General features: G+C 60.2%; 19 protein-coding genes and 1 tRNA gene. 19 read left to right on the forward strand and 1 reads right to left on the reverse strand.

The genetic code is table 11. The annotated features are described in order from the left end of the window. Positions 1-47 precede the first annotated feature (47 nt). The 6 genes from ACOMDU_RS08595 to ACOMDU_RS08620 all read left to right on the forward strand — a co-directional run bounded on the left by ACOMDU_RS08595 (position 48) and on the right by ACOMDU_RS08620 (position 6,816). Entirely contained in the window at positions 48-2,117 is a 2,070-nt protein-coding gene (locus ACOMDU_RS08595; RefSeq protein ID WP_421129961.1) for a TRAP transporter permease, read from the forward strand. Between the two features lie 177 nt (positions 2,118-2,294). After that, complete coding sequence (locus ACOMDU_RS08600; protein ID WP_421129962.1) at positions 2,295-2,861, forward strand: TetR/AcrR family transcriptional regulator; 567 nt, start codon at positions 2,295-2,297, stop codon at positions 2,859-2,861. Next, positions 2,858-3,370 carry a glycosyl-4,4'-diaponeurosporenoate acyltransferase CrtO family protein gene (locus ACOMDU_RS08605; protein ID WP_022135145.1) on the forward strand — a complete coding sequence of 171 codons (513 nt, stop codon included), beginning with the start codon at positions 2,858-2,860 and terminating at the stop codon, positions 3,368-3,370. Before ACOMDU_RS08600 ends, ACOMDU_RS08605 begins: the two co-directional genes overlap by 4 nt. Further along, positions 3,345-4,454, forward strand: a complete 1,110-nt coding sequence (locus ACOMDU_RS08610; RefSeq protein WP_421129963.1) for an MGDG synthase family glycosyltransferase — start codon at positions 3,345-3,347, stop codon at positions 4,452-4,454. The genes ACOMDU_RS08605 and ACOMDU_RS08610 overlap by 26 nt, the downstream gene beginning before the upstream one ends. Before the next feature lie 193 nt (positions 4,455-4,647). Continuing rightward, positions 4,648-5,334 (forward strand): GTP pyrophosphokinase, encoded by a 687-nt coding sequence (locus tag ACOMDU_RS08615; RefSeq protein WP_421129964.1) that lies wholly within the window; start codon positions 4,648-4,650, stop codon positions 5,332-5,334. Positions 5,335-5,574: 240 nt separating this feature from the next. Then, on the forward strand, positions 5,575-6,816 hold the full coding sequence (locus ACOMDU_RS08620; protein WP_421129965.1) for an InlB B-repeat-containing protein: 1,242 nt from the start codon (positions 5,575-5,577) through the stop codon (positions 6,814-6,816). 643 nt (positions 6,817-7,459) lie between these two features. Here ACOMDU_RS08620 and ACOMDU_RS08625 read toward each other — a convergent pair. After that, entirely contained in the window at positions 7,460-9,214 is a 1,755-nt protein-coding gene (locus ACOMDU_RS08625; RefSeq protein ID WP_421129966.1) for a Na/Pi cotransporter family protein, read from the reverse strand. Positions 9,215-9,438: 224 nt separating this feature from the next. Between ACOMDU_RS08625 and ACOMDU_RS08630 the strand changes: the two genes are divergently transcribed. The 13 genes from ACOMDU_RS08630 (at position 9,439) to cysS (ending at position 22,908) form a co-directional block, all read left to right on the forward strand. Then, positions 9,439-9,909: a COG2426 family protein gene (locus ACOMDU_RS08630; protein ID WP_421129967.1), complete on the forward strand. Its 471-nt coding sequence runs from the start codon at positions 9,439-9,441 to the stop codon at positions 9,907-9,909. A 51-nt stretch (positions 9,910-9,960) separates the two neighbouring features. Next, positions 9,961-10,047: transfer RNA gene (locus ACOMDU_RS08635), tRNA-Leu, on the forward strand. Positions 10,048-10,217: 170 nt separating this feature from the next. After that, positions 10,218-11,633 carry a vWA domain-containing protein gene (locus ACOMDU_RS08640; protein ID WP_421129968.1) on the forward strand — a complete coding sequence of 472 codons (1,416 nt, stop codon included), beginning with the start codon at positions 10,218-10,220 and terminating at the stop codon, positions 11,631-11,633. A 191-nt stretch (positions 11,634-11,824) separates the two neighbouring features. Beyond that, positions 11,825-13,141, forward strand: coding sequence for a VCBS repeat-containing protein (locus ACOMDU_RS08645; RefSeq protein WP_421129969.1), 1,317 nt, complete (start codon positions 11,825-11,827; stop codon positions 13,139-13,141). 15 nt (positions 13,142-13,156) lie between these two features. After that, positions 13,157-13,840: a response regulator transcription factor gene (locus tag ACOMDU_RS08650; protein WP_421129970.1), complete on the forward strand. Its 684-nt coding sequence runs from the start codon at positions 13,157-13,159 to the stop codon at positions 13,838-13,840. A 163-nt stretch (positions 13,841-14,003) separates the two neighbouring features. Then, positions 14,004-15,446 (forward strand): sensor histidine kinase, encoded by a 1,443-nt coding sequence (locus ACOMDU_RS08655; RefSeq protein WP_421129971.1) that lies wholly within the window; start codon positions 14,004-14,006, stop codon positions 15,444-15,446. Positions 15,447-15,530: 84 nt separating this feature from the next. Beyond that, the gene (locus ACOMDU_RS08660; protein WP_421129972.1) at positions 15,531-16,478 is read left to right on the forward strand and encodes a DUF1385 domain-containing protein; all 948 of its coding nucleotides are present in this window, start codon (positions 15,531-15,533) and stop codon (positions 16,476-16,478) included. A 76-nt stretch (positions 16,479-16,554) separates the two neighbouring features. Continuing rightward, positions 16,555-17,421: a peptide chain release factor N(5)-glutamine methyltransferase gene (gene prmC, locus ACOMDU_RS08665; RefSeq protein WP_421129973.1), complete on the forward strand. Its 867-nt coding sequence runs from the start codon at positions 16,555-16,557 to the stop codon at positions 17,419-17,421. A 79-nt stretch (positions 17,422-17,500) separates the two neighbouring features. After that, complete coding sequence (gene recA, locus ACOMDU_RS08670; protein WP_022135410.1) at positions 17,501-18,607, forward strand: recombinase RecA; 1,107 nt, start codon at positions 17,501-17,503, stop codon at positions 18,605-18,607. Continuing rightward, on the forward strand, positions 18,607-19,227 hold the full coding sequence (locus ACOMDU_RS08675; RefSeq protein WP_022135411.1) for a regulatory protein RecX: 621 nt from the start codon (positions 18,607-18,609) through the stop codon (positions 19,225-19,227). The genes recA and ACOMDU_RS08675 overlap by 1 nt, the downstream gene beginning before the upstream one ends. Before the next feature lie 10 nt (positions 19,228-19,237). Continuing rightward, positions 19,238-20,557, forward strand: a complete 1,320-nt coding sequence (rimO, locus tag ACOMDU_RS08680) for a 30S ribosomal protein S12 methylthiotransferase RimO (RefSeq protein ID WP_421129974.1) — start codon at positions 19,238-19,240, stop codon at positions 20,555-20,557. A gap of 72 nt (positions 20,558-20,629) precedes the next feature. Beyond that, positions 20,630-21,154: a CDP-diacylglycerol--glycerol-3-phosphate 3-phosphatidyltransferase gene (gene pgsA, locus ACOMDU_RS08685; protein ID WP_421129975.1), complete on the forward strand. Its 525-nt coding sequence runs from the start codon at positions 20,630-20,632 to the stop codon at positions 21,152-21,154. A gap of 308 nt (positions 21,155-21,462) precedes the next feature. Beyond that, positions 21,463-22,908 carry a cysteine--tRNA ligase gene (gene cysS, locus ACOMDU_RS08690; protein ID WP_421129976.1) on the forward strand — a complete coding sequence of 482 codons (1,446 nt, stop codon included), beginning with the start codon at positions 21,463-21,465 and terminating at the stop codon, positions 22,906-22,908. Positions 22,909-22,916: the final 8 nt, after the last annotated feature.

The following is a 22,916-nucleotide window of genomic DNA, read 5'->3' on the forward strand; positions in this document are numbered from 1 at the left end:
GCCGTAGTCCTCGCGCTATTCTGTAATCTTCAGGGAGAGAAACGACTATGAGCATCGACAAGAAAAAACCGGATACCAGCCCGGCCGACGGCGTCAATACCGCCGCGGACGAGGCCCCGGATCTGGACGCGGTCATGCGTAAATATGACCGTGAATCCGCCACCCGCCTGTGGGAGGGTACGCCCCAGCTGATCATCCGCATCCTCATGGCCGCGTTCGGTCTGTTCTGCATCGGCATGACCCTGTTTTCCAAGGCCATGCCCGAGATCCGGCTCACCATGTTCGTGGGCTGCATCATTATCATCGGCTTCCTGACCTACCCCGCCAGCAAGCACCACGTCAGGGTCAACTACCTGCCCTGGTACGATATCGTGCTGATGGTGGTGGGCGCGGCCTGCTTCTTCTACTTCGCGCTGAACGCCATGACGCTGGTGCGCCTGTCCACCCGTATCGAGACGGTCCACGTCATCATCGGCGTGGTGGGTATCCTGATCCTGATGGAGCTGTGCCGCCGCTGCGTGGGTCTGCCTATTCTGTGCGTGGCCGGCGTGCTGATCGTGTACGCGTTCATCAACCAGCTGAGCTACGCCGGCGCGGTGAACGGTACCACCCTGTATGACGCGCTGAAAACCATCATCTACAAGCTGTTCTACACCACCTCCGGCGTCATCGGCACGCCCATCAACGTGTGCTATACCTACATCGTTCTGTTCATCATCTTCGGCGCGTTCCTGGAGCGCACCGGCATCGCCAACTTCTTCATCAGCTTTGCCAACCGTCTGGCTGGCTGGTCCAGCGGCGGCCCGGCGAAGGTGGCTGTTATCAGCTCCGCCCTGTGCGGCATGGTGTCCGGCTCCTCCGTGGGCAACACCGTCACCACCGGTTCCTTCACCATCCCCATGATGAAGAAGACCGGCTACAAGCCCGAGTTCGCCGGCGCCGTCGAGGCCGCGGCCTCCACCGGCGGCCAGATCATGCCCCCCATCATGGGTGCGGCGGCCTTCCTCATGGCCGAGTACATGAAGCTGCCCTACGCCCAGGTGGCCGTCAAGGCCATCCTGCCCGCGCTGCTGTACTTCACCGGGATCTTCATCGCCGTCCATCTGGAGGCCAAGAAGCTGGGCCTGAAGGGCGTTCCCCGCGAGGAGCTGCCTGCGTGGCGTCTGCTGGTCCGTGACTGCTACCTGATCATTCCCCTGATCCTGCTGGTGTGGCTGGTGTCCTCCGGCAGCAAGACCATGTCCCACTCCGCGGCCTATTCCATTCTGGCCGCCATTGCCGTGGGCTTCGTCAATTTCTTCCTGCAGGGCAAGCGCGGTGAGGGCGACACCCAGCCCATGACGACCGGCAAGGCGCTGGGTAATGCCGGCAAGCGCTCCTTCTTCTCCGCGGTGGAGTCTCTGGAAGCCGGTTCCCGCGGCGCTATCACCGTGGCCGTGGCCTGCAGCATGGCGGGCATCATCGCCGGCTGTATCACCGTCACCGGCCTGGCCTCCATCCTCATCAACGCCATCGTCCAGCTGGCGGGCAACGCCACCATCGTCGGCCTGGTGCTGACCATGCTGTGCTGTATCGTCCTGGGCATGGGCGTGCCCACCACGGCCAACTACTGCATCATGGCCTCCACCTGCGCGCCCATCCTCATTCAGCTGGGCTTCCCGCTGGTGGCCGCCCACTTCTTCGTGTTCTACTTCGGCATCGTGGCGGATATCACGCCCCCTGTGGCTCTGGCGGCCTACGCCGGCTCGGCCATCGCCAAGTCCGACCCCATGAAGACCGGCATCAACGCCACCAAGCTGGCCATCGCCGCCTTTATCGTGCCGTACATCTTCGCCTACAGTCCGGCGCTGCTGTTTGAAAACATCTCCGGCTGGTGGGAGGTGGCGCAGATCTGCGTCAGTGCCCTGTTGGGCATCTTTGCCATCGCGGCGTCCCTGAACGGCCATCTGTATAAGAAGGTCCACTGGGTGCTGCGTATCGTCCTGGCCGTCGGCGGCCTGGGCATGATGATCCCCGGCACGCTCACCGACGTGGTCGGCCTGGTGCTGGTGGCGGCGGTCATCGCCTACCAGAAGATCAGCGCCAAGAAGCACGGCGGCCCCGTGGTGACGGCCTGACCCCATTTGAAGCAAAAGCATCCCCGCACACCGTGCGGGGATGCTTTTTTACACTATGTTCATACATTTCCACACATTTTGCCTAAAGTGCATAGTACGGGCATCTTGCAAAAACTGTCTGAATTCGGTATGATACAGGCGGTAAGGCAGTTTTTGCACAAAGAGAGGAGCATGGACATGGCACAGACCACAAAAAACGCCATTCGCAAGGGCTTTCTGGACCTGCTGGAGCAGCGGCCGCTGGATAAGATCTCCGTGGTGGACATCGCAGATCACTGCGGCGTGAACCGGAATACGTTTTATTACTACTACTGCGACATCTACGCCCTGGTGCGCGAGGTGCTGGAGACGGAGCTGGACCGCGTCCTCAACGCACCACCCCTCTGCACCAGCTGGTACCAACTGATGATGCGGGTGGCGGCGTTCATGCGCGCCAACCGCCGCGCGGTCTACCACCTGTACCAGTCCAGCCAGCGCGACCTGCTGGAGCGCGAGTATTACCAGGTGGTCTACGGTGCCGTGGAGGATCTGGTGCGCCGCACGGCGGAGGACCTGCCGGTGGCGGAGACGGATGTGCAGTCCATCGCGGCGCTGTATACGGCCACGCTGGTGGGCCTGCTGCAAAGCTGGCTGCACTACGGCATGAAGCACGATGAGGAACAGTTCGTGGAGCGCGTCACCCGCCTGACGGAGGGCACGCTGCGCTACGCGCTGGAGCGCAGCTGCGGGGGGGAGAAGGCGTGAGCGGCTTCTGGAAATGCGTCCTGTACGCGGCGGCGCTGGCCCTGCTGGCGCACCCGCTGGGTCAGGCGATCCCCGGTCCCTTTGACCCGGAGAAGCGGCCCTTCCGCAGCCGGAAATGGGAGCAGAACGGCCGCATCTACACCAAATTGGCCATCGATAAGTGGAAGAAGCTGGTGCCGGACATGAGCCGCATCCTGCCGGACATGGTGAAGAAGGAACTGCCCGGCAGCGGCGCCGTGACGGCGGATCAGGCCGCGGCGCTGGTGCAGGAGACGTGCCGCGCGGAGCTGGTCCACGGGGCCTCCTGTTTGCTGGGCCTGGCGTTTCTGTGGCTGTGGCCCGGCTGGGGCGGCGCGATCGTGCTGGCGGTGTGGGTGCTGCTGGCCAATCTGCCCTTTATTCTGATACAACGCTACAACCGCCCCCGGCTCATGCGCCTGGCGGCGCTGCTGCGAAAGCGAGCGCAGCGGAAAGGAGAGCAAAATGCGCGTACTGATCCTGACCTGTAACACCGGCGGCGGGCACAACGCCGTAGCCGCCGCCCTGCGTGACAGCCTCCAACGCTGCGGCGCGTCCTGCGACGTGATGGACGGCTTGGGCTTCATCTCCAAAAAGGCCTCCAAATTCGTTTCCAAGTGGCACACCCGGTTCTACCGCCGGTATCCCAAGCTCTACAAGGCGGGCTATATGTCCGCCGAGGGCGACAAGGAGATGGACCGGCGCGACGGCCCGGTGTACCGCTATATTGCCCGCGGTGCTCGCCGTCTGGGCCGCACGCTGCAAAGCGGCGGCTACGATGCCGTTGTCTGCGTCCACGTGATCCCCGCCATGATGATGACGGCGCTGAAGCAGGCGTGGAGCGCCTGCCCGGTGTTCTGCTTCGTGGCCACGGACTATACCTGCAGCCCCACGGTAGGTGCCTGCACCCCGGATATCTGCGTCATTCCCCATCAGGAGCTGGCCGACGAGTTCGTCAGCTGCGGCATCGCCCGCGATACCCTTCTGCCCGCCGGCATTCCCGTGCGTTCCGCCTTCCGCGAGCATGGCGATAGAGCCGCGGCGCGGAGAGCTCTGGGCCTGCCGGAGACCGGCCGCCACATCGTCCTCATGTCCGGCAGCATCGGCTGCGGCCCCATGGGCGACGTGGCGGAGGACCTGGATATGCGTATGGCCGACGGCGACTTTGCCACGGTGCTGTGCGGCAGCAACAAGCAGATGCGCTATGCCCTGGAGCTGCGCCGCCTGTACCGCGTGGAGGCTGTGGGCTTTACCACCCAGGTGCAGCTGTACATGGACAGCGCGGACGTGCTGGTCAGCAAGCCCGGCGGCATCAGCATCACCGAGGCCGGCACCCGCGGCGTGCCGCTGCTGCTGGCGGATATGGTGGGCGGCTGCGAAACGCGGAACGAGGCGTTCTTCACCGCCCACGGCTGGGCGGCCTCCTGCCCGCCGGACAACATGGCCGCGTCGGCCCTGGCCTTTCTGGAGGACAAACAGCAGCGTCAGGCCATCACCGCTGCCCAGAGCCGCGATTTCGACGGCCTGGCCGCCGACCGTGTGGCCGCCGCCGTCCTCGCCCGCTGCAGGAAATGACCCCAGCGCCCACGGCGGCAGCCGTGGGCGCCTTCTTTGCGCTTTTTGTACGGCGTCCCTCTTGCATTTCGCGCAAACTGTCGGTATACTTGTTAAAGAAATATCGATTTGTTCACAGGCAGGTCATATTCGTATAGTAGGATGAAACTGCGGCCCCGGACGTGGGCTGCGGCCGAAAGGAGGGCGTCTGCCCATGATGATCGAAAAAAGCGGTACCATCCGCCTGCGGGACATTCCCACCGCCGCGGGCCTTTCCCCGAAGGAGCAGGAGCTGGCGGCGGGCATGGTGCGGGTGACGCACCTGTACCGCAGTGCGCTGAAGGTAGCCGTAACGCAGATGGAGATCCTGGACGAGGAGTTCGCCCGTCTGTATGACCACTCGCCCATCCACCACATCGAATACCGTATCAAGACGCTGGACAGCATCATCGACAAGCTGCGCCGCCGGGGCCTGGAGGTCAGCATCGACAACATCTACGCCCACATCCAGGACGTGGCCGGTATCCGCGTCATCTGCAACTATCTGGACGATATCTACTACCTGCGCTCCCTGCTCACCCGCAGCGAGTCCTATACCGTCCTCCGCGAGGTGGACTATATCAAGGAGCCCAAGGACACCGGCTACCGCAGCCTGCACCTGATCGTCAACGTGCCCATCGTCATCAGCGAGGGCACCATGGTCCTGCCGGTGGAGATCCAGCTCCGCACCATCGCCATGGATATGTGGGCCAGTCTGGAGCACGAGCTGCGGTATAAATCCGACCGCAAATTCACCCAGCAGGATGCCGCCCGCCTGCGCCTGTGCTCCGACGCCATCAGCGAGATCGACCGGGAGATGCAGGATATCTACCAGGGCAACGAACCCCAATACCACGCCTGAACACAAAAGACCGGCCCCGCCGGTCTTTTTTCGTCCCCCGCCAAGGCCCATAACTTCCCCTTATACCTCCCACACAGATTTTTTATGCCAACATCTGGATATTCCCGTTGCCTTTCGCGACACTTTCTGGTAAGATGGTCGTACAACAGAGCCTGCACGCAAAAAAACTTTCCCAACAAGAAATTTTGCGGCACACAGGCCCGGGAGAGAAATATGTGAGCCATAGAAGGAGGAACCGCCATGAAGAGACGACTGCTCCCCATCCTGATGACCCTGGTATTGGTATGCGCGCTGCCCATATGGGCAGCTTTTGTTACATCGGGGGATGTAACAAATCCCCTGGTGTGCACCGCCGGCGCGACGGAACTGACCTTGCAGGGGAGGATAGACAAGGCAAACGCTGGCGATACGATTACATTGAGCTCTGATACGGAGATTGCTGCCACGCTGCAAATTGCAAAAAACCTGACCCTCGACCTGAACGGCTGTGTATTGAGGATGAGAGGCACCGGCAGTGTGCTCGAGGTGAGTGACCGTGCGACCCTGACCATCACGGACAGCAGCGCGGCGAAGTCCGGCACCATCACCGGCGGTAATGCCGAGGATGGCGGCGGCGTATACATAGGAGACAATTCATCAGAAGGACACCTTGTGATGACCGGCGGCACCATCACCGGCTGTGCGACCGACCACGGCCGGGGCGGCGGTGTGTTTGTATTTAAGGGGAGCTTTACCATGTCCGGTACGGCCAAGATCACCAACTGCACCGCTGTTTGGGGTGGCGGCGTTGTGGTACATACCGGATCGAGCACATTCACTATGAACGGCGGTGAGATCAGCGATTGCAAAGCTTCCTATACCGGCGGTGGTGTTTGCCTGGTCGGCGGTGCATGGTTTGAAATGACCGGCGGTACCATCCGGAACTGCACAGCTGGCTCTGTGGAGAGCAGTGCGATCTATATGGACCCGGGGACGATGAAAGCCCACGGCGGCACGGTAAAGGGGAATGTCTGCGTGAGTGGGGTCGGTAACTGTGTTATTACGCATGAACCTTCCCAAGAGGGCTATACCATTTTTGACGAGACGATCACATTTGAGGGTAATGGCAGTACTACGGCCATGTACCCGGTGAAATTTGACTTGGACCAGGGCAGTGACAATGACATTACGGTGAGAGAGACGAAGCTGGGCTCCCCGGCAGAAAAGCCCGCTGACCCGACCAAACCAAATCTTGTTTTCCAATATTGGTACGAAGCGGGAACGGATGGCTCTGCCGCATGGAACTTCAGTACGCCGGTGACGCGTCCCCTGCATCTGCTGGCCAAGTGGGAGGAAAAACCCCAAACCGGCGGCTACTACTACGCCCCGCCCGCGGAGCAGCCCATCGAGGCCCCCAAGACCGCCGACCCCGGCGTAGCCCTCTACGCCGCCCTGTCGCTCCTGTCTCTGACGGGCCTGACCTGCGCCACCAAAAAGAGATAAACAAACAAAAAGAGATAAACAAAGCCAAAAGAAGCGCCCCCGGTTGAAAAAAGCCTTCCCCTCGAGGGGAAGGTGGCACGGCGAAGCCGTGACGGATGAGGTGTAGCCGCGCAGCGGCGTAAAACTCCCCGTCCCGCCCGTAGGCGGCGTCCCCCATACCCCGGCGGCATCAGCCGCCACCAACCAAAGCCGCCCTCCGGGCGGCTTTGGCGCGATTTGATAATCGCCACTCGACCAGCGCACCAACCCCTACCCTCGCACAGCGTCAGCGGCAGCGGCGCAAGAGGTACAAGCAGTCCCCTGAACCGACAATGTTACCCACCGCACTTCATGCGCGAGTGCATACCGCCAAATCTGCATGACCCACAGCGCGCCAAGGGGTCCTTAGACCGTAGGTCTAAGCGACTTTCTTTCCCACATTTCTTTCTTCGCAGAAAGAAATGTGGCCGCCGGAGGCTTGCGCCCGCAGGCGCAACACCTGCACATTCCCGCGCCAAGGAAGTCTTGAAACGTAGTTTCAAGCGGCTTTCTTTGGTAGCTTTCTTTCAACGATGAAAGAAAGCTACTCGCGCCAGGGGGCGCGAAACTCCCCATCCCGGCACACAAAAAAACAGCCCTCCGGCCACCGCCGAAGGGCTGTTTTTCACAGATGATATTCCTGCTTGTACTCCTCATAGTACCGCGCGAAGGAACTGGACTTCATGGCCCGGACACTGTTCAGATACTCGTGGGTGTCGAAGGAGTCGGACTCCAGCTCGATAATGGCCACGGCGATGTTGGAGCAGTGGTCCGCCACGCGCTCGTAGTTGGTCAGCAGGTCGTTGAACACGAACCCCTGGTTCAGCGTGCAGCTGCCGGACTGCAATCGGTCCACGTGGTGGGACTTCATCTCGTCGCACAGGCCGTCGATGATCTCCTCCAGCGGCTCCACCCGGGCGGCCCGCTGGGGATCGTTTTCCACAAAGGCGCCCACGGCGATGGATAGTATCTCCCGGACGGCGGACTCTATCACGTCCAGCTCATGACAGGCCTCAGGGGAGAATTGCAGATCCTTGTCGTGTATCTCCTTGGCGGCCTCCGAAATGTTCAGTGCGTGGTCGGAGATACGCTCAAAGTCGGAGATGGTGTGCAGGTATTTGCTGACCTCCTCGCTCTGGGATTGAGACAGGGACTTGCTGGTGATCTTCATCAGATAGGTGCCCAGCTTGTCCTCGTAGCGGTCGATAACGGACTCCGTTTCACCCACCATGCGGAAATCCTTGTCGGACCAGCGGTTCCGCAGGCCAACGGCCATCAGCAGGTTGCCCTCGGCCCGTTCGGCCATGGAGTTGGTCACCAGCCGGCTCTGCTCGATGGACAGCGCCGGGTGCTGCAAAAAGCGCTCCTCCAGCCGGTCCATCTCCTGCTCCTCGGCGGCGGAGCCGTCGTCGGGGAACAGCAGCTCCACCATGTGCTCCATCAGCCCAATGCAGGGCAGCAGCACGATCACGGTGGCCAGGCGGAACAGGGTGTTCATCAGTGCGATGGACACAGAGGACATGACCGCGTCCAAAAAGGTGAAGTGGATAATGGCGTTGGCGCCGTAGAACAGCAGCGCCCAGATCAGCACGCCCAGCACGTCGATCAGCAGATAGATAAAGGCGGTGCGCTTGCCGTTGAGGTTGGCGCCCAGGGCGGACAGCAGCACAGGCACCGCCGCGCCGATGGCGATGCCCATGACGATGGGCAGAGCCACCTCAAAGGTGACAGCGCCGGTAATGGCCAGCGCCTGCAAAATACCCACCGCGGCGGAGGCGCTCTGCAAAACGCTGGTGAACGCCAGACCCACCAGAATACCTAAAATGGGGTTGGAGAAGCTGGTCAGGATGCGGATAAAGGCCTCGCTCTCCCGCAGGGGGGACACCGCGCCGGACATGGCGGACATACCGTACATCAGCACCGCGAAGCCCAGCAGGATCTCGCCCACATAGCGGTTGCTGGTCTTGCCGGTGAACATCCGCAGGATGATGCCGACCACGGCCACGATGCCGGTGAGCACCTCGGTGCTCAGCAGCTGCACCACGCCGCTGCCGCCCTCCAGGGAAGACAGGCACAGGATCCACCCGGTGACGCTGGTGCCCAGTATGGCGCCCATGATCACGCCGATGGCCTGCTTGACCTTCATCATGCCGGAGTTGACGAAGCCCACCACCATCACAGAGGTGGCGGAGGAGGACTGGATCACGGCGGTGACGCCGGTGCCCAGCAGCACGCCCTTCAGCGGTGTGCTGCTCAGCTTATAGAGCACCAGCTCCAGGCGGCTGCCGGCGACCTTTTTCAGGCCCTCGCCCATCAGGGACATACCGAACAAAAACAGTGCGATACCGCCCAGCAGCGATATGACGTCTGCAACGCTCATGGCCCATTCCCTCCCATGATAAAATCTTCTTATAGGTAGTATAACAGGTACAGGGGGGATTTGTCGACTGAAACTGTAAAAAAGCCGGTAGAAATTTTAGGTTTTTCTTAAACAGCCCTTGTGGTTCTTGTCAAAGAGAGCACCTTCGGGTATAATGACAGTTACAAAAAAAGCACAGTAAGGATACAATAAGGTATACAATGAAGTAAAGTGAAGGAACGTATATGTTTAAGCATTGTGTCATCGTTTTTTTCGTCTCCATGGTGCCGTTGATCGAGCTGCGGGGCGCGATCCCCTACGGCGTGGCCTTCGGTCTGCCCCTGTGGCTGACGTATCTGATCGCCATCGCGGGCAATATGCTGCCGGTTCCCATCATTTATTTTTTTGCACGAAAAGTGCTTGTATGGGGGAGAGATAAGAGGTATATCGGAAAATTTTTCACCTTTTGCCTGGAAAAAGGGGAGAAAGCCGGGCGTAAGCTCCAGGCCAAAGCCGGCCGCGGACTGTACTGGGCGCTGCTGCTGTTTGTGGGCATTCCCCTGCCGGGCACCGGCGCCTGGACGGGCACTCTTGCCGCCAGCCTGCTCGATATGGACTTCAAAAAAAGCACCTTCGCCTGCGCCGCCGGCGTCCTGCTGGCCGGTGCCATCATGGGTGGCTTGAGCCTGTTGGGCGTCAGTGCTTTCGGCGGGTAAATTTGTCTTGCAATCGCCGGCCATTTACGGTATAATGTGCGGGTAATATCTGCCGGTGTGATGGAATTGGTAGACGTAGTGGACTCAAAATCCACCGCTGGCGACAGCGTACCGGTTCGAGTCCGGTCACCGGCACCAAAAAAGAGACATCCGTGAGGATGTCTCTTTTTTTGCCGCTGATAGAAGGGTATATACGAATTTTGCAAAAATTACCAATATATCAATAACTGCTTGATATTTCGCTATAAAAATATATAATAGATACACGAACCAGCAGTGGTACCACTGCTCTTTGTTTCAATGCACAATTGAAACAAAGAGGTCTGTACAATGGAAAAGGAGGAGAAAATGAGGAGGATAAGGCGTTAGAGCTTCTTGCCGACCTGAAGAAAGAGGTGAGGGAACGCGGTGTGATGGTCAAGGTCGGCGTTGTTATTTTCAATCGGGAGGCAAATGTTGCGTTCCCGCTTACGGAGCTTACAAAGGAAAACTATACTACCATTGAGGCTGCGATAAGGGAAACTATATCCAGCGGCAGCAATACGCATGCGGGACTTCTTGCGGGCAAGAAAATGCTCGATGGCGATACGGCGGTCGAGCCGCACCGCAAGCATCTGATATTTGTCAGTGACGGCGTTACCTATCAGTTCTGCAAGGGGGATGATCATACTACCCCGTATACGCGCAGCTTTGATGGCAGCCTAATCTCGAATGGTGTTAACCAGTGCGGTACGCTAAGTGAGTTGAACGTGCAGTACGGGTACAGTGACGAAGAGGCAGGAACGTTTATTCCCAAGGGCTGCATCAATGACTGGATGAGCGATATTGCCGGAAGAATGGAGACAGACAATGACAACGAGGATTGGGACTATCAATATACTGGGCAGACTCCGACCGAAAATAGCAAACTGCTGCAGAAAAAGGAAAACGTTTCAAATGTGGAGAAAGCCCTGCATCTGACAGAGAGTACCTACAAAGCGATGCAGGAGAGTGGCTATCAGTGCCATGCCGTGTTGGCAAGGGAAACACGGCAGTGGGGTACCGCCTTTATGAACAGACTGGCGGGAGGGAGAGCAGTCGCTTTTGACTCAATCCAACATAAAGTCCTCTACGCTGTTGATAAGGGTTCCGCTGTGGCGGATACTGTCGGCAAGAGTTTCGATCTCGTTCCCGGCACGTTTTGTCTCACCGTTGGCGGGCAAGAACTGCAATATAAGCAGGATGGAAATGTGACCTACTTCGGCGGCGACCGGAATGAGAGTAATTACCGCTTCAAGATAGAGTACGACGGTGCCGCCGACAGCTTCACATGGGAAATCAACGAACCGGTCTCCAACTTTGCCCCGGTCAAGCTTTCCTACACTGTAAAGCTCGCCGGTACGCCCGCCGCCGGCACCCACGGTGTGATGGATCTGAATGGGGACGGTTATGTGGATGACACCACCACACTCGTAGACGTGTCAAAGGCGCTTTATACCAATGAGAGCGCGATCTTGACACCGGTAGCCACAGTCGGTGGGCAGGGTGAGGCTCTGGAGTTCCCCAAGCCCTCCGTGTCCTACACGGCGGCCGCCTATTACTACAGCGAGCCCCCTGCACCTGTGAAAAGGACGGTCAGCCCCACGACCTTTGACGCGGGAATTGCCGTATACGCTGAGGTCGCCGCCCTGTCGCTGGCCGGCGCGGTAAAGCTGTGCGGGAGGCGTGGCCGCCGCGATGCCTAAGAGGATATCCCTCCCACGGCTGATGTCTTCCACCCTGCACCGGCAGGGGAATACAGAGAGCACCCCGAAAGGGGTGCTCTCTGCGTCCGGCATTAATTTGCTGTTTATTTACGATTTTCCCTCTACCAAAGCGGTGCAAGATGTGGTATGATATTTAAGTAAGAGTATGACCCGGAGGGAGGTGCTGCTGTATGCGGCGTTTTAAACGGTATATCTGCCTGGTCGGGCTGCTGGCGCTGCTGGCAGCGGCATTGACCGGCTGCGGTTTCTCTGACGATTCGGTGGAGGAACTGTTTACCCTGCCGCGAATGGCGGAGGAGTACACCGGCCTGACACAGGAGCTGGAGGCACTGATCACACAGGGCTATGAGTACGCCTCGCCTACCGGCGGGCGGAATATCCAGTCGGTGCAGATGGCTGACCTGGACGGCGACGGACAGCAGGAGGCCCTGGCCTTTTTCCGCATGAGCAGCGACGAAAAGCCGCTGAAAATATTTGTATTTAAGATCGAGGGCGACAGCTATGCCCGCTACTGCACCATCGAGAGCAGCGGCACCGCCATCGACAGCGTGTACTATCAGGACCTGAACGGCGACGGCCGGCGTGAGCTGATCGTGGGCTGGCGTATCAGCGCCGAGGTGCAGACCGTGGCGGTGTACACCGTGGCGCGGGAGCCAGTGGCGCTGATGTCCAGCGGCTACACGCGCTTTACCATACAGGATCTGAATGGTGACGGTATCCCCAGCCTGCTGGTGCTTCGCACCGACGCGGACAGCCAGCCGGTGGCGGAGTTCTACGGCTGGCAGGATGAGCAGATGGGCGTGGCCTACCGCTGCGTGCTGTCCAGCACCATGGCCTCGGTGAACCGGGGCAGCCTGGTCAGCGATCGGCTGGATGCCGACACGCCGGCGCTGTACATCACCGGTGTGGACGAGCAGGGTATGGCCGCCACGGATATTCTGGTGTTCCGCCAGGATCTGGGGCTGGTGAATCTGGCACTCAGCGGCAGCAGCACCGGCATGTCCAACGCCGTGTTTCCCTATCGTCAGCTGCTGCCCCAGGATATCAACGGCGACGGGATTATCGAGCTGCCCAGTCCGGACACCAGTTGGACAGCGGAGCAGACGGACGGTCTGGTCAGCTGGCTTTGCTGCAACGGCGACGGGCAGTTGTCCACCGTGGCCAAGACGTACCACAGCCTGTCCTGCGGGTGGTATTTCACCATACCGGAGAGCTGGTGGGACTGGAGCGTGGAGACCGCCACCACCAGCATCAGCAATGAAAATCAGTTCAGCCTGGCAATCAACGGGGATCCGGTGCTGAGCCTGTACACCATCACCGGCGAGAACCGGGAGAACCGCGGCCGCATGGGGAAAAGGGTGCTGCTGCGTCGCCAGACAGCCACCATCTACGCCGGCGAGCTGAATGACGCGGCGGCCTATTACGGCATGGATGAGGATCTGCTGCGCCGCAGCTTCAGCCTCATCGTAGGCAGCTGGAGCAACTGACAAGGAGGGACTGCCATGAAAAAGGTACTGGTACTGGAGGACGAGTCCAGCATCCGCAGCTTTATCGTTATCAATCTCCGCCGCGCCGGCTACGAGGTGGTGGAGGCGGAAACAGGCGAGGAGGCACTGGAAAAGCTGAAGATCCACAGCGATGTCCGAGTGGCGTTGCTGGACATTATGCTGCCCGGTATCGATGGGTTTGAGGTTTGCCGCCGTATCCGCGCCACCAACGCTGCCATCGGCATCATTATGCTTACCGCACGGTCCCAGGAAATGGATAAGGTGACGGGATTGATGACCGGTGCCGACGACTATGTGACAAAGCCCTTCTCCCCGGCGGAACTGACTGCCCGCGTGGATGCGCTGATGCGCCGGTCCGGCGGCGGTGTCGTAGACGCCGGTGAGATCGACCAGCCGCCCTTCCTGCTGAACACCCGCAACCGTACTCTGGAGAAGAACGGTCAGCGGATCAAGCTCACCCAGGTGGAGTACGCCATCATGAAGATGTTTATGGAGAACCCCGGCAAGGCGCTCTCCCGCGAGGAGATCCTGGACTTGGTCTGGGGCCACGACTATTTCGGCGAGCTCAAGATCGTGGACGTGAATATCCGGCGCCTGCGGCTGAAGATCGAGGACAATGCCACGAACCCAACCTATATTACGACGATCTGGGGTTTCGGCTACAAATGGGGGCTGTGACAGCAGAGCTTTTCCGCCAGTACTTCATTGCAGCGGCTTGACGTACACACAGTACGCCTGCGCCGCTGTGGCTCGTCCTGGCAAAAAATCTCTCGCTGTCAGGCTTTGCGCCGCGCCCGTGGGTGCGCTATACCTTATTTTGCGATGAAAGGAGATGAACGCCTTGGCAGGAAAGAAGCATAAAGTGCAGGGCCTGCGCCGCCGGTGGCTCACCGGCAGCATGGGGCCGGTGCTGGTCATATTGCTGCTGGTGGGCGTGCTCATCTCCGTGGGTTTTGCCAGCAACTACTACAACAGTGCGCGCTCTACACTGCGGGCAAAGGCCGCGGCGGGCGCGGACTATTTCAACACCTATGTGATGACCAGCTATCGGGAGTATTACCGCAGCGCGACGATCTACGCCGCCGCCTTTGACGACAGCGACAAGATCGAGCTGCAGTTCCTCAACAGATCCGGCCGCGTGGAGGTCACGACCCGGGGCGTCACCACCGGCACCTACCCCAGCACGCCGGAAATACTGCGGGCGCTGGAAAGCGGCACGGTGCAGGACTACATCGGCCGTGACAGCGTCACCGGGGAGCGCATCCTGGCGGTGTCCGGCCTGCTGAAGTTCAACGGCCAGGTGGTGGGCGTTATGCGCTACGTTACCGCCATCGGGAACATCGACCGGCAGGTGCTGCTGACGGTCCTGCTGGTGGCCGGCGTCATGCTGGCGGTGGTGGGGCTGATCGTCATGTCCAGTATGATCTTCATCAACAATGTGGTGGCCCCCGTGTCCGCCGTGTCAGAGGCGGCCAAGCGTATCTCCGGCGGCAGCTACGGCGTGCAGATACCCAACAAGTACTCCGACGAAATGGGCGAGTTGGTGGACAACATCAACGATATGTCCCGCAAGATCGGCGAGAGCGAACGAATGAAGTCCGAGTTCATCTCCTCGGTGTCCCATGAGCTGCGGACACCACTGACGGCGATCAACGGCTGGGGCGAAACGCTGCTGGCCGATGAGTCCAACGACGTGCAGCAGATCAAGCGCGGCGTGCAGATCATGGTGAAGGAGTCCCGCCGTCTGACCAATATGGTGGAGGAACTGCTGCAATTTTCCCGCCTGGAGGATGGGCGCTTCACCCTGCAGGTGGAGGACACCGATCTGCAGGCGGAGTTGGAGGACGCGGTGTACAGCTACCGGGAGCTGTTTCGTCAGGACGGCATTGCCCTGGAGTATTCCAGTGATCGGGCGGAGTACAGCGAGGTCATCTCCGGCGACCCGGAACGCCTGAAGCAGGTATTCTGCAATCTGCTGGACAATGCGGCCAAGCACGGCGGCAGCGGCAAGCGCATCGCTGTGCATCTGAGCCAGCAGGAAGGGGAGTATGTGATCACCATCCGGGACTTCGGCCCCGGTATACCGGAGGCGGAGCTGCCCTATGTGAAGCAGAAGTTCTACAAGGGCTCATCCAAGGCTCGGGGCAGCGGAATCGGTCTGGCGGTCTGCGACGAGATCGTCCAGCGCCACGGCGGACGACTGGACATCGCCAACGCCGAGGGCGGCGGCACCGTAGTTACGGTGTATTTGCCGTTGAAAAAGCAGGCTGAACAGGAATTGTAAAAAAGAACAGAAAAAACTCGAACAAGTGTTGCATTTTACTGCAAGCTGTGCTATGCTTGCGTCAGAAAGGAATTCAGCAGACCTATGGAAAAGAAAAAGGGCGCTTTCCGTACCAGTATCGGCGGACAGGCGCTGATCGAGGGAATACTTATGCGCGGCCCGGAGAAGGATGCGATCGTGGTCCGTTCACCGGAGGGCCTGGTCACCAAGGTGACCCAGCGCAAATTCGTCAAGGCCAACTACCCCATTCTGGGCGTTCCCATTCTGCGGGGCGCGGTGACGTTCATCGGCTCCATGATCACCGGCGTCAAGGCGCTGATGTTCTCGGCAGATTACTTCCCGGAGGACGAGAATGCCAAGCCGGACAAGCTGGAGGAATGGCTCAACAAGCACGTGCCGGCGGAGAAGCTGCAATCGCTGCTGGTGGGCTTTTCAGTGGTGCTGAGCATCGGCCTCATGCTGGTGCTGTTCATGCTGCTGCCTACGTTTCTGGCGGGGCTGTTCCACGCCACAAGCCCAGCGATCCACAATTTGATCGAGGGTGTGGTCAAGATCCTGGTGCTGCTGGCGTACATGATCCTCTGCTCCAGACAGAAGGACGTATACCGGGTGTTCTGCTACCACGGTGCGGAGCACAAGACCATTTTCTGCTATGAGGCGGGACTGCCGCTGACGGTGGAGAACGTTCGTATCCAGCCCCGGCACCACCCCCGCTGCGGCACCAGCTTCCTGTTTGTGGTCATCATCGTGTCCATCATTGTCTCCAGCCTGGTGTTTCCCTACATCAATTGGCAGAGCGTGTGGGTCCGTGTGGGCGTGAAGCTGCTGCTGCTGGTGCCCGTGGTGGGCATCACCTATGAGTTCAACCGCCTGGTGGGGGCGCACGACAATGCGCTGACGCGCGTCCTCTCTGCCCCCGGTATGTGGCTGCAGAACTTTACGACCCACGAGCCGGACGACAGCATGATCGAGGTGGCGATCGAGGCCATGAAGCTGGTCATTCCGGAGGAGAAGGGTACCGACACCTGGTGAACCGGGGTCGCGCAGCGGGGCGCAAAACAGCGGAAAGCGCCGAAAAATACCGAAGAAAGTGAAAACGGTACGTATTATGGCGATCACATATAACAATTTGTATTTGGACGTGCGGCAGCAATTCCTGCGGGCAGGATTGCCCGACCCCACGCTGGAGTCCCGGGAGTTGGTGTGCTGCGCCTCCGGGAAGACCCGGGAGGCGTTGAGCCGGGATGGCCGGCTGTACGTGCCGGAGTCGGTGGAACAGCAGGTGCGCCGCCTGGCGGAGCGCCATCTGGCCGGCGAGCCGGTGGCGTACCTGATCGGCGAGTGGGAGTTCTACGGCCTGCCGCTGGATATCTCTGAGAGTGTGCTGATCCCCCGGCCGGACACCGAGGTATTGGTGGATCGGGCGCTGATGTACCTGAAGACCGTGGCCGAGCCCCGGGTGCTGGACCTGTGTGCAGGCTCGGGCTGTATCGGCCTGGCCCTGGCCAAAAACGCGCCGGAGAGCCATGTGGTGTTGGGCGAGCTGGACGAGTGCGCACTGCGTATCTGCCGCCAGAACATCCGCCGCAATGACCTGACCGGGCGGGTGGTGTCCCTGCAGCTGGACGCGCGGGAGAAGCCGTCGGCCCATCTGGGGGAGTTTGACTGCATCGTGTCCAATCCGCCCTATATCCCCGATGGGGACATCGCGGAGTTGGACGCGTCTGTGCGGGACTACGAGCCTCATCTGGCGCTGCGGGGCGGCGCGGACGGGCTGGACTTCTATCGAGCGATCGCCGGACACTGGACGGCAGCGCTCCGCGTGGGCGGACGGCTGCTGTTCGAGGTGGGTATCGGCCAGGCGGACGAGGTGCTGCGGATCATGCGGAGTGTGGGTTTCGGCGATCTGGAGATCACCCCGGATCTGAACGGTATTCCCCGGGTGGTAGAGGGTGTGCTGTGCTCGGAGCTTTGACAGCGTACGTTGACTGTCCGTTTTTTGGGACAGTTGGGGAGATATATTAGATACATCAGAACTTGAGGAGGACGGAACTATGGCAGTCAAAAAGGAACCTGTCGCCCCGGCACCGGTGGTATCCGACAAAAAGAAGGCGCTGGAGACGGCCATGCAGCAGATCGAGAAGATGTACGGCAAGGGGTCGATCATGCGCTATGGTGCGGAGAGTACGCTGAATGTGGAGTCCATTCCTACCGGCTCACTGTCGCTGGATCTGGCGCTGGGTATCGGCGGCCTGCCCCGGGGCCGTATTGTGGAGATCTACGGACCGGAGTCCTCCGGTAAGACCACGCTGGCACTGCACGTGCTGGCCGAGGCGCAGAAAATGGGCGGCGAGGTAGCCTTTGTGGATGCGGAGCACGCTCTGGACCCCACCTATGCCAAGGCACTGGGCGTTAATGTGGAGGATATGCTGATCTCCCAGCCGGACACCGGCGAGCAGGCGCTGGAGATCACCGAGGCCTTGGTCCGCAGCGGCGCCATCGACGTAGTGGTGGTGGACTCCGTGGCGGCGCTGGTGCCCCGGGCGGAGATCGAGGGCGAGATGGGCGACAGCTTTGTGGGCCTGCATGCCCGACTGATGAGCCAGGCCCTGCGTAAGCTGACAGGAATCATCAACAAGACCAATTCTATCGTCATTTTCATCAACCAGCTGCGCGAGAAGGTGGGCGTCATGTATGGCAATCCGGAGGTCACCACCGGCGGCCGTGCGCTGAAGTTTTATGCCTCCGTCCGCATTGACGTGCGCCGTATCGAGACGTTGAAGTCCGGCGGCGAGGTCATCGGCAACCGTACCCGGGCCAAGGTGGTGAAGAACAAGGTGGCGCCTCCGTTCCGCGAGGCGGAGTTCGATATCATGTACGGCGAGGGCATCAGCAAGCTGGGCGATCTGCTGGATCTGGCGGTGAAGCTGGACCTGGTGCAGAAAAGCGGCTCCTGGTTCAATATGGGCGAGCTGCGCCTGGGTCAGGGTCGTGACGCGGCCAAGCAGTACTTCCGTGACCATCCGGACGAAGCGGATAAGCTGGAGACGGCGGTGCGTGAGAACTTCCACAAGCTGATGGGCAGCCAGTCCCGGGTAGCGGCCAAGGCCGCCGGACGGGCGGTGGACGTGTCCGCCGACGATTTTGACGACGAAGACTGATGCGGATCGAGCGCATTGAAAAATCAAAGCACAAGCAGGAGCGCGTGCTGGTGTTTCTGGAGGGGGGCGACCTCCTTCGAATCACCGGCGCGGAGCTTCTGCGCTTTGGTTTATACAAAGGTATGGACTTGTCGCCGGCGCTTGTGGTAGAATTACAGGCGGCGGCACAGCAGTCTCAGCTGAAGCAGACCGCGGCGCGGATGGCGTCGGGACGGATGTTGTCCAAAAAAGAGGTGCAGCGCCGTCTGACAAAAAAGGGCGCCACAGAGGAGCAGGCGGCGGACACCGCCGACTGGCTGGAGACGCTCGGCGCGGTGGATGACGAGGGCTATGCCGGCGTTATCGTGCGGCATTACGGGGCCATGGGTTATGGCCCAGGCCGGGTGAAACAGGAACTGCACCGCCGGGGCGTGCCCCGGGAGCTGTGGGACGAGGCGCTGGCACAGCTGCCCCCGGCAGCGGACGCCGTGCGGAAGGTGGTGGCTGCCAGACTGCGGGGCCGGCCCATGACACAGGAGGACAGCCGGAAGCTGGCCGCGGCATTGCAGCGGCGTGGGTTTTCCTGGAATGACATACGGCCCGTGCTCAATGAGTGGGGGCAGGAAATAGACGAGACGTGAGGTATACGACGTGAAGGTTGCATTTATTTCCCTTGGCTGTGCCAAGAATTTGGTGAATACAGAGCAGATGATGGCTCTGTGCCGCGATGCGGGGCATACGCTGCTGGAGGCACCCGCCGGTGCGGACGCGGTGGTCATCAACACCTGCGGGTTTATCGACAGTGCCAAGGAGGAGGCGATCGACACCATACTGTCTGTGGCGGCGTTGAAGGCCGAGGGACAGGTGGGCAAGATACTGGTGACGGGGTGCCTGACCCAGCGCTACCAGCAGGAGATACTGGACGAGCTGCCCGAGGTGGACGGTATCATGGGCACCGGCAGCTACGGTGAGATCGTGCCGGCGCTTTCCGAGATGATGGCCGGCGGTACGCCCCGGCGCTTTGCCGATATCCACGGGATGATCGATGAATTCGACCGGGTGCTGACGACGCCGGGGCACTATGCCTATCTGCGTATTGCCGAGGGCTGCGACAACCGCTGTGCATACTGTGTGATACCCTCTCTGCGCGGGAAATACCGCAGCCGCCGCATGGAGGATGTGCTGGTCGAGGCGAAGCATCTGGCTGACGCCGGGGTGAAGGAGTGCATCGTCATCGCCCAGGATATCACCCGCTACGGCATCGACCTGTACGGCGAAAAGAAGCTGGCGGCGCTGCTGCGGGAGCTGTGTAAGCTGGACTTCCGCTGGATCCGGCTGCACTATCTGTATCCGGACGAGTTCACCGACGAGCTGATCGACACCATCGCCGCGGAGGAGAAGGTGCTGCCCTATCTGGATATCCCCATCCAGCACTGCAACGACAAGGTGCTGCGCGCCATGAACCGCCGTGGCGACAAGGCGGAGCTGCTGGCACTGTTCCGTGAGCTGCGGGCGCGTATCCCCGACCTGGTGCTGCGGACCAGCCTTATCACCGGTCTGCCCTTCGAGGATGAGGCGGCGTTTGAGGAGCTGTGCGAATTTTTACAGGAGGTCCGCATCGAACGGGTGGGCGTGTTCCCCTACTCCCCGGAGGAGGGGACACCGGCGGCGCGCATGCTGAACCGTGTGGACACCGCCGAGGCCGAGCGCCGGGCGGAGCTGGTGGTGGACGTACAGTCCCGAATCATGGACGACTTCAACGACAGCCGTATGGGCACTGTGGCAGAGGTGCTGTGCGACGGGTTCGACCAGGAGGCCATGCAGTTCGTGGGGCGTAGCTACGCCGAGAGCCCCGATATTGACGGGCGCATCTATTTCACCGCCGACCATGAGGTGGAGGCGGGTGAGTTCGTGCCGGTGCGTATCACCGGCACCATGGACGGCGAGTTGACCGGCGAGTTGGCGGAGTAAAAGGGGGCTTTCCCTTTGCCCGGCACCGTGCTATAATGCTGCGAGAGATAAAAGCGAAAGGTGGATACATATATGACTACGGCGAACAAATTGACGATCCTGCGGGTGCTGATGATTCCCGCGTTCTTGGTGGTGTTGTACTGGGGTTTTCCCGGCAGCCGCTATGTGGCGCTGGGCATCTACATCGTGGCCTGTTTGACCGACCTGCTGGACGGCTACATTGCCCGGCACTATAATCAGGTCTCCGATTTCGGGAAATTCATGGATCCGCTGGCGGACAAGTGCCTGGTGATGGCGGCGCTGTGCTGGTTCGTGGAGGAGGGCACCTTCGCCGCGTGGGTGTTGGCCATCGTGCTGCTGCGGGAGTTTGCCGTGTCCGGCATGCGTTTGGTGGCTGTGGAGAAGGGCCGGGTCATCGCCGCTGGCTGGTCCGGTAAGGTCAAGACCGCCAGCACCATGGTGTGTATCTGCCTGATCCTGCTGGGTATTCCTCAGTGGCTGAACTATGTGTGTCAGGGCGTCATCCTCGTGACAACCGTGTACTCCGGCATCGAGTACTTCGCCAAAAACGCTGATGTGTTCAAAGAGGTCAAATGACTTGACACGGCGGGAAATTCCTGTTACTATTAACTGAACCGAATAGCGCGATGAACGGAAAGAGTACGCGCCACAGCTTTGCCAAGAGAGGGACGGTCACCGGCTGAAAGCCGTCCCGCACAGCGGTGCAGAAAGTGCGTCCGGGAGCGCGAGGGATGTGGATGCCCTCCGCATGGCCTGCGTTATGGCCGGACTTGAGTGATAAACGAGAGTGGAACCGCGAAGTCTTTTTCGCCTCTCATGCCCTACGGCATGGGAGGCGTTTTTGTTCGGCATAATAATATAATGTAGATAGAAGGAGAACCGTTATGTATTTGTATAATTCCGCCACCCACAAGAAAGAGGAGTTCAAGACCCATACGCCGGGCCATGTGGAGATGTACACCTGCGGCCCCACCGTGTACCACTTCGCCCACATCGGTAACCTGCGCTCCTATATCATGGAGGACGTGCTGGAGAAATACCTGCGCTACGCGGGCTACGACGTGAACCGCGTCATGAATATTACCGACGTGGGACACCTGACCTCTGATGCCGATGAGGGCGAGGACAAGATGCTCAAGGGCGCCAAGCGTGAGCACAAGACCGTCATGGAGATCGCCAAGTATTACACCGACGCGTTTTTCGAGGACTGCCGGAAGCTGAACATCAAGCGCCCGGACGTGGTGCAGCCCGCTACCGGCCTCATTGACGACTATATCAAGATCATCACCAAGCTCATCGACACCGGGTATGCATATCTGGCCGGCGGCAACGTGTATTTCGACACCAGTAAGCTGAAGCGGTACTACATCTTCAACGATCACAACGAGGAGGATCTGGCTGTGGGCGTCCGCGAGGGCGTGGAGGAGGACACCAACAAGCGCAACAAGAACGACTTTGTGCTGTGGTTCACCAAGTCCAAGTTCGAGGACCAGGCGCTGAAATGGGACTCTCCCTGGGGCGTGGGCTATCCCGGCTGGCACATTGAGTGCTCCGGTATTTCCATGAAGTACAACGGCGAGTATCTGGACCTGCACTGCGGCGGCGTGGACAACGCCTTCCCCCACCACACCAATGAGATCGCCCAGAGCGAGAGCTATCTGGGCCATCCCTGGTGCCCCCACTGGTGCCATGTGGCACACCTGAACACCGACCATGGCAAGATGTCCAAATCCAAGGGTGAGTTCCTGACGGTATCGCTGCTGGAGGAGAAGGGCTATGACCCGCTGGCCTACCGGTTCTTCTGCCTGCAGAGCCACTACCGCAAGAGTCTGGTGTTCACCTGGGAGAACCTGGACAACGCCACCGTGGCCTACAACAAGCTGCTGAGCAAGATCGCGGCGCTGAAGGATGAGGGCGAGGTGGACCGGGCTGCCTTTGACGAGTACAAGGCCAAGTTCATGGCTGCCATGGACAACGACCTGAACACCTCCATGGCTGTGACGGTGCTGTATGACGTGCTGAAGGCCAAGACCAATGACAAGACCAAGCTGGCCCTGCTGGACAGCTTCGACACCGTGCTGGGCCTGAAGCTGCTGGAGAAGGCCGCTACCCTCCGCGCCAAGCAGGCCGCCGCCCCCACTGCCGGCGAGTTCACCGTCATCAGCGAGGACGGCGAGACCAACGCAGAAGTGGAGGCGCTGATCCACGCCCGCGCCGATGCCAAGAAGGCCAAGAACTTTGCCGAGGCCGACCGCATCCGCGACGAGCTGAAGGCCCAGGGAATCGAGATCACCGACGTGCCCGGCGGCGCAAAGTGGAAACGTGTCTGAATATAAAA

The organism is Vescimonas sanitatis, assembly GCF_049060325.1.
Taxonomy (GTDB): domain Bacteria; phylum Bacillota; class Clostridia; order Oscillospirales; family Oscillospiraceae; genus Vescimonas; species Vescimonas sanitatis.

Bases quoted from the DNA above. Each gene is read 5' to 3' on its own strand.
- cysS (WP_421129976.1), top strand. From the start codon at position 21,463: ATGTATTTGTATAATTCCGCCACCCACAAGAAAGAGGAGTTCAAGACC.
- ACOMDU_RS08610 (WP_421129963.1), top strand. From the start codon at position 3,345: ATGCGCGTACTGATCCTGACCTGTAACACCGGCGGCGGGCACAACGCC.
- ACOMDU_RS08660 (WP_421129972.1), top strand. From the start codon at position 15,531: ATGGAAAAGAAAAAGGGCGCTTTCCGTACCAGTATCGGCGGACAGGCG.
- ACOMDU_RS08620 (WP_421129965.1), top strand. From the start codon at position 5,575: ATGAAGAGACGACTGCTCCCCATCCTGATGACCCTGGTATTGGTATGC.
- pgsA (WP_421129975.1), top strand. From the start codon at position 20,630: ATGACTACGGCGAACAAATTGACGATCCTGCGGGTGCTGATGATTCCC.
- prmC (WP_421129973.1), top strand. From the start codon at position 16,555: ATGGCGATCACATATAACAATTTGTATTTGGACGTGCGGCAGCAATTC.
- ACOMDU_RS08630 (WP_421129967.1), top strand. From the start codon at position 9,439: ATGTTTAAGCATTGTGTCATCGTTTTTTTCGTCTCCATGGTGCCGTTG.
- ACOMDU_RS08600 (WP_421129962.1), top strand. From the start codon at position 2,295: ATGGCACAGACCACAAAAAACGCCATTCGCAAGGGCTTTCTGGACCTG.
- ACOMDU_RS08595 (WP_421129961.1), top strand. From the start codon at position 48: ATGAGCATCGACAAGAAAAAACCGGATACCAGCCCGGCCGACGGCGTC.
- ACOMDU_RS08675 (WP_022135411.1), top strand. From the start codon at position 18,607: ATGCGGATCGAGCGCATTGAAAAATCAAAGCACAAGCAGGAGCGCGTG.
- ACOMDU_RS08645 (WP_421129969.1), top strand. From the start codon at position 11,825: ATGCGGCGTTTTAAACGGTATATCTGCCTGGTCGGGCTGCTGGCGCTG.
- recA (WP_022135410.1), top strand. From the start codon at position 17,501: ATGGCAGTCAAAAAGGAACCTGTCGCCCCGGCACCGGTGGTATCCGAC.
- ACOMDU_RS08625 (WP_421129966.1), bottom strand. From the start codon at position 9,214: ATGAGCGTTGCAGACGTCATATCGCTGCTGGGCGGTATCGCACTGTTT.
- ACOMDU_RS08650 (WP_421129970.1), top strand. From the start codon at position 13,157: ATGAAAAAGGTACTGGTACTGGAGGACGAGTCCAGCATCCGCAGCTTT.
- ACOMDU_RS08615 (WP_421129964.1), top strand. From the start codon at position 4,648: ATGATGATCGAAAAAAGCGGTACCATCCGCCTGCGGGACATTCCCACC.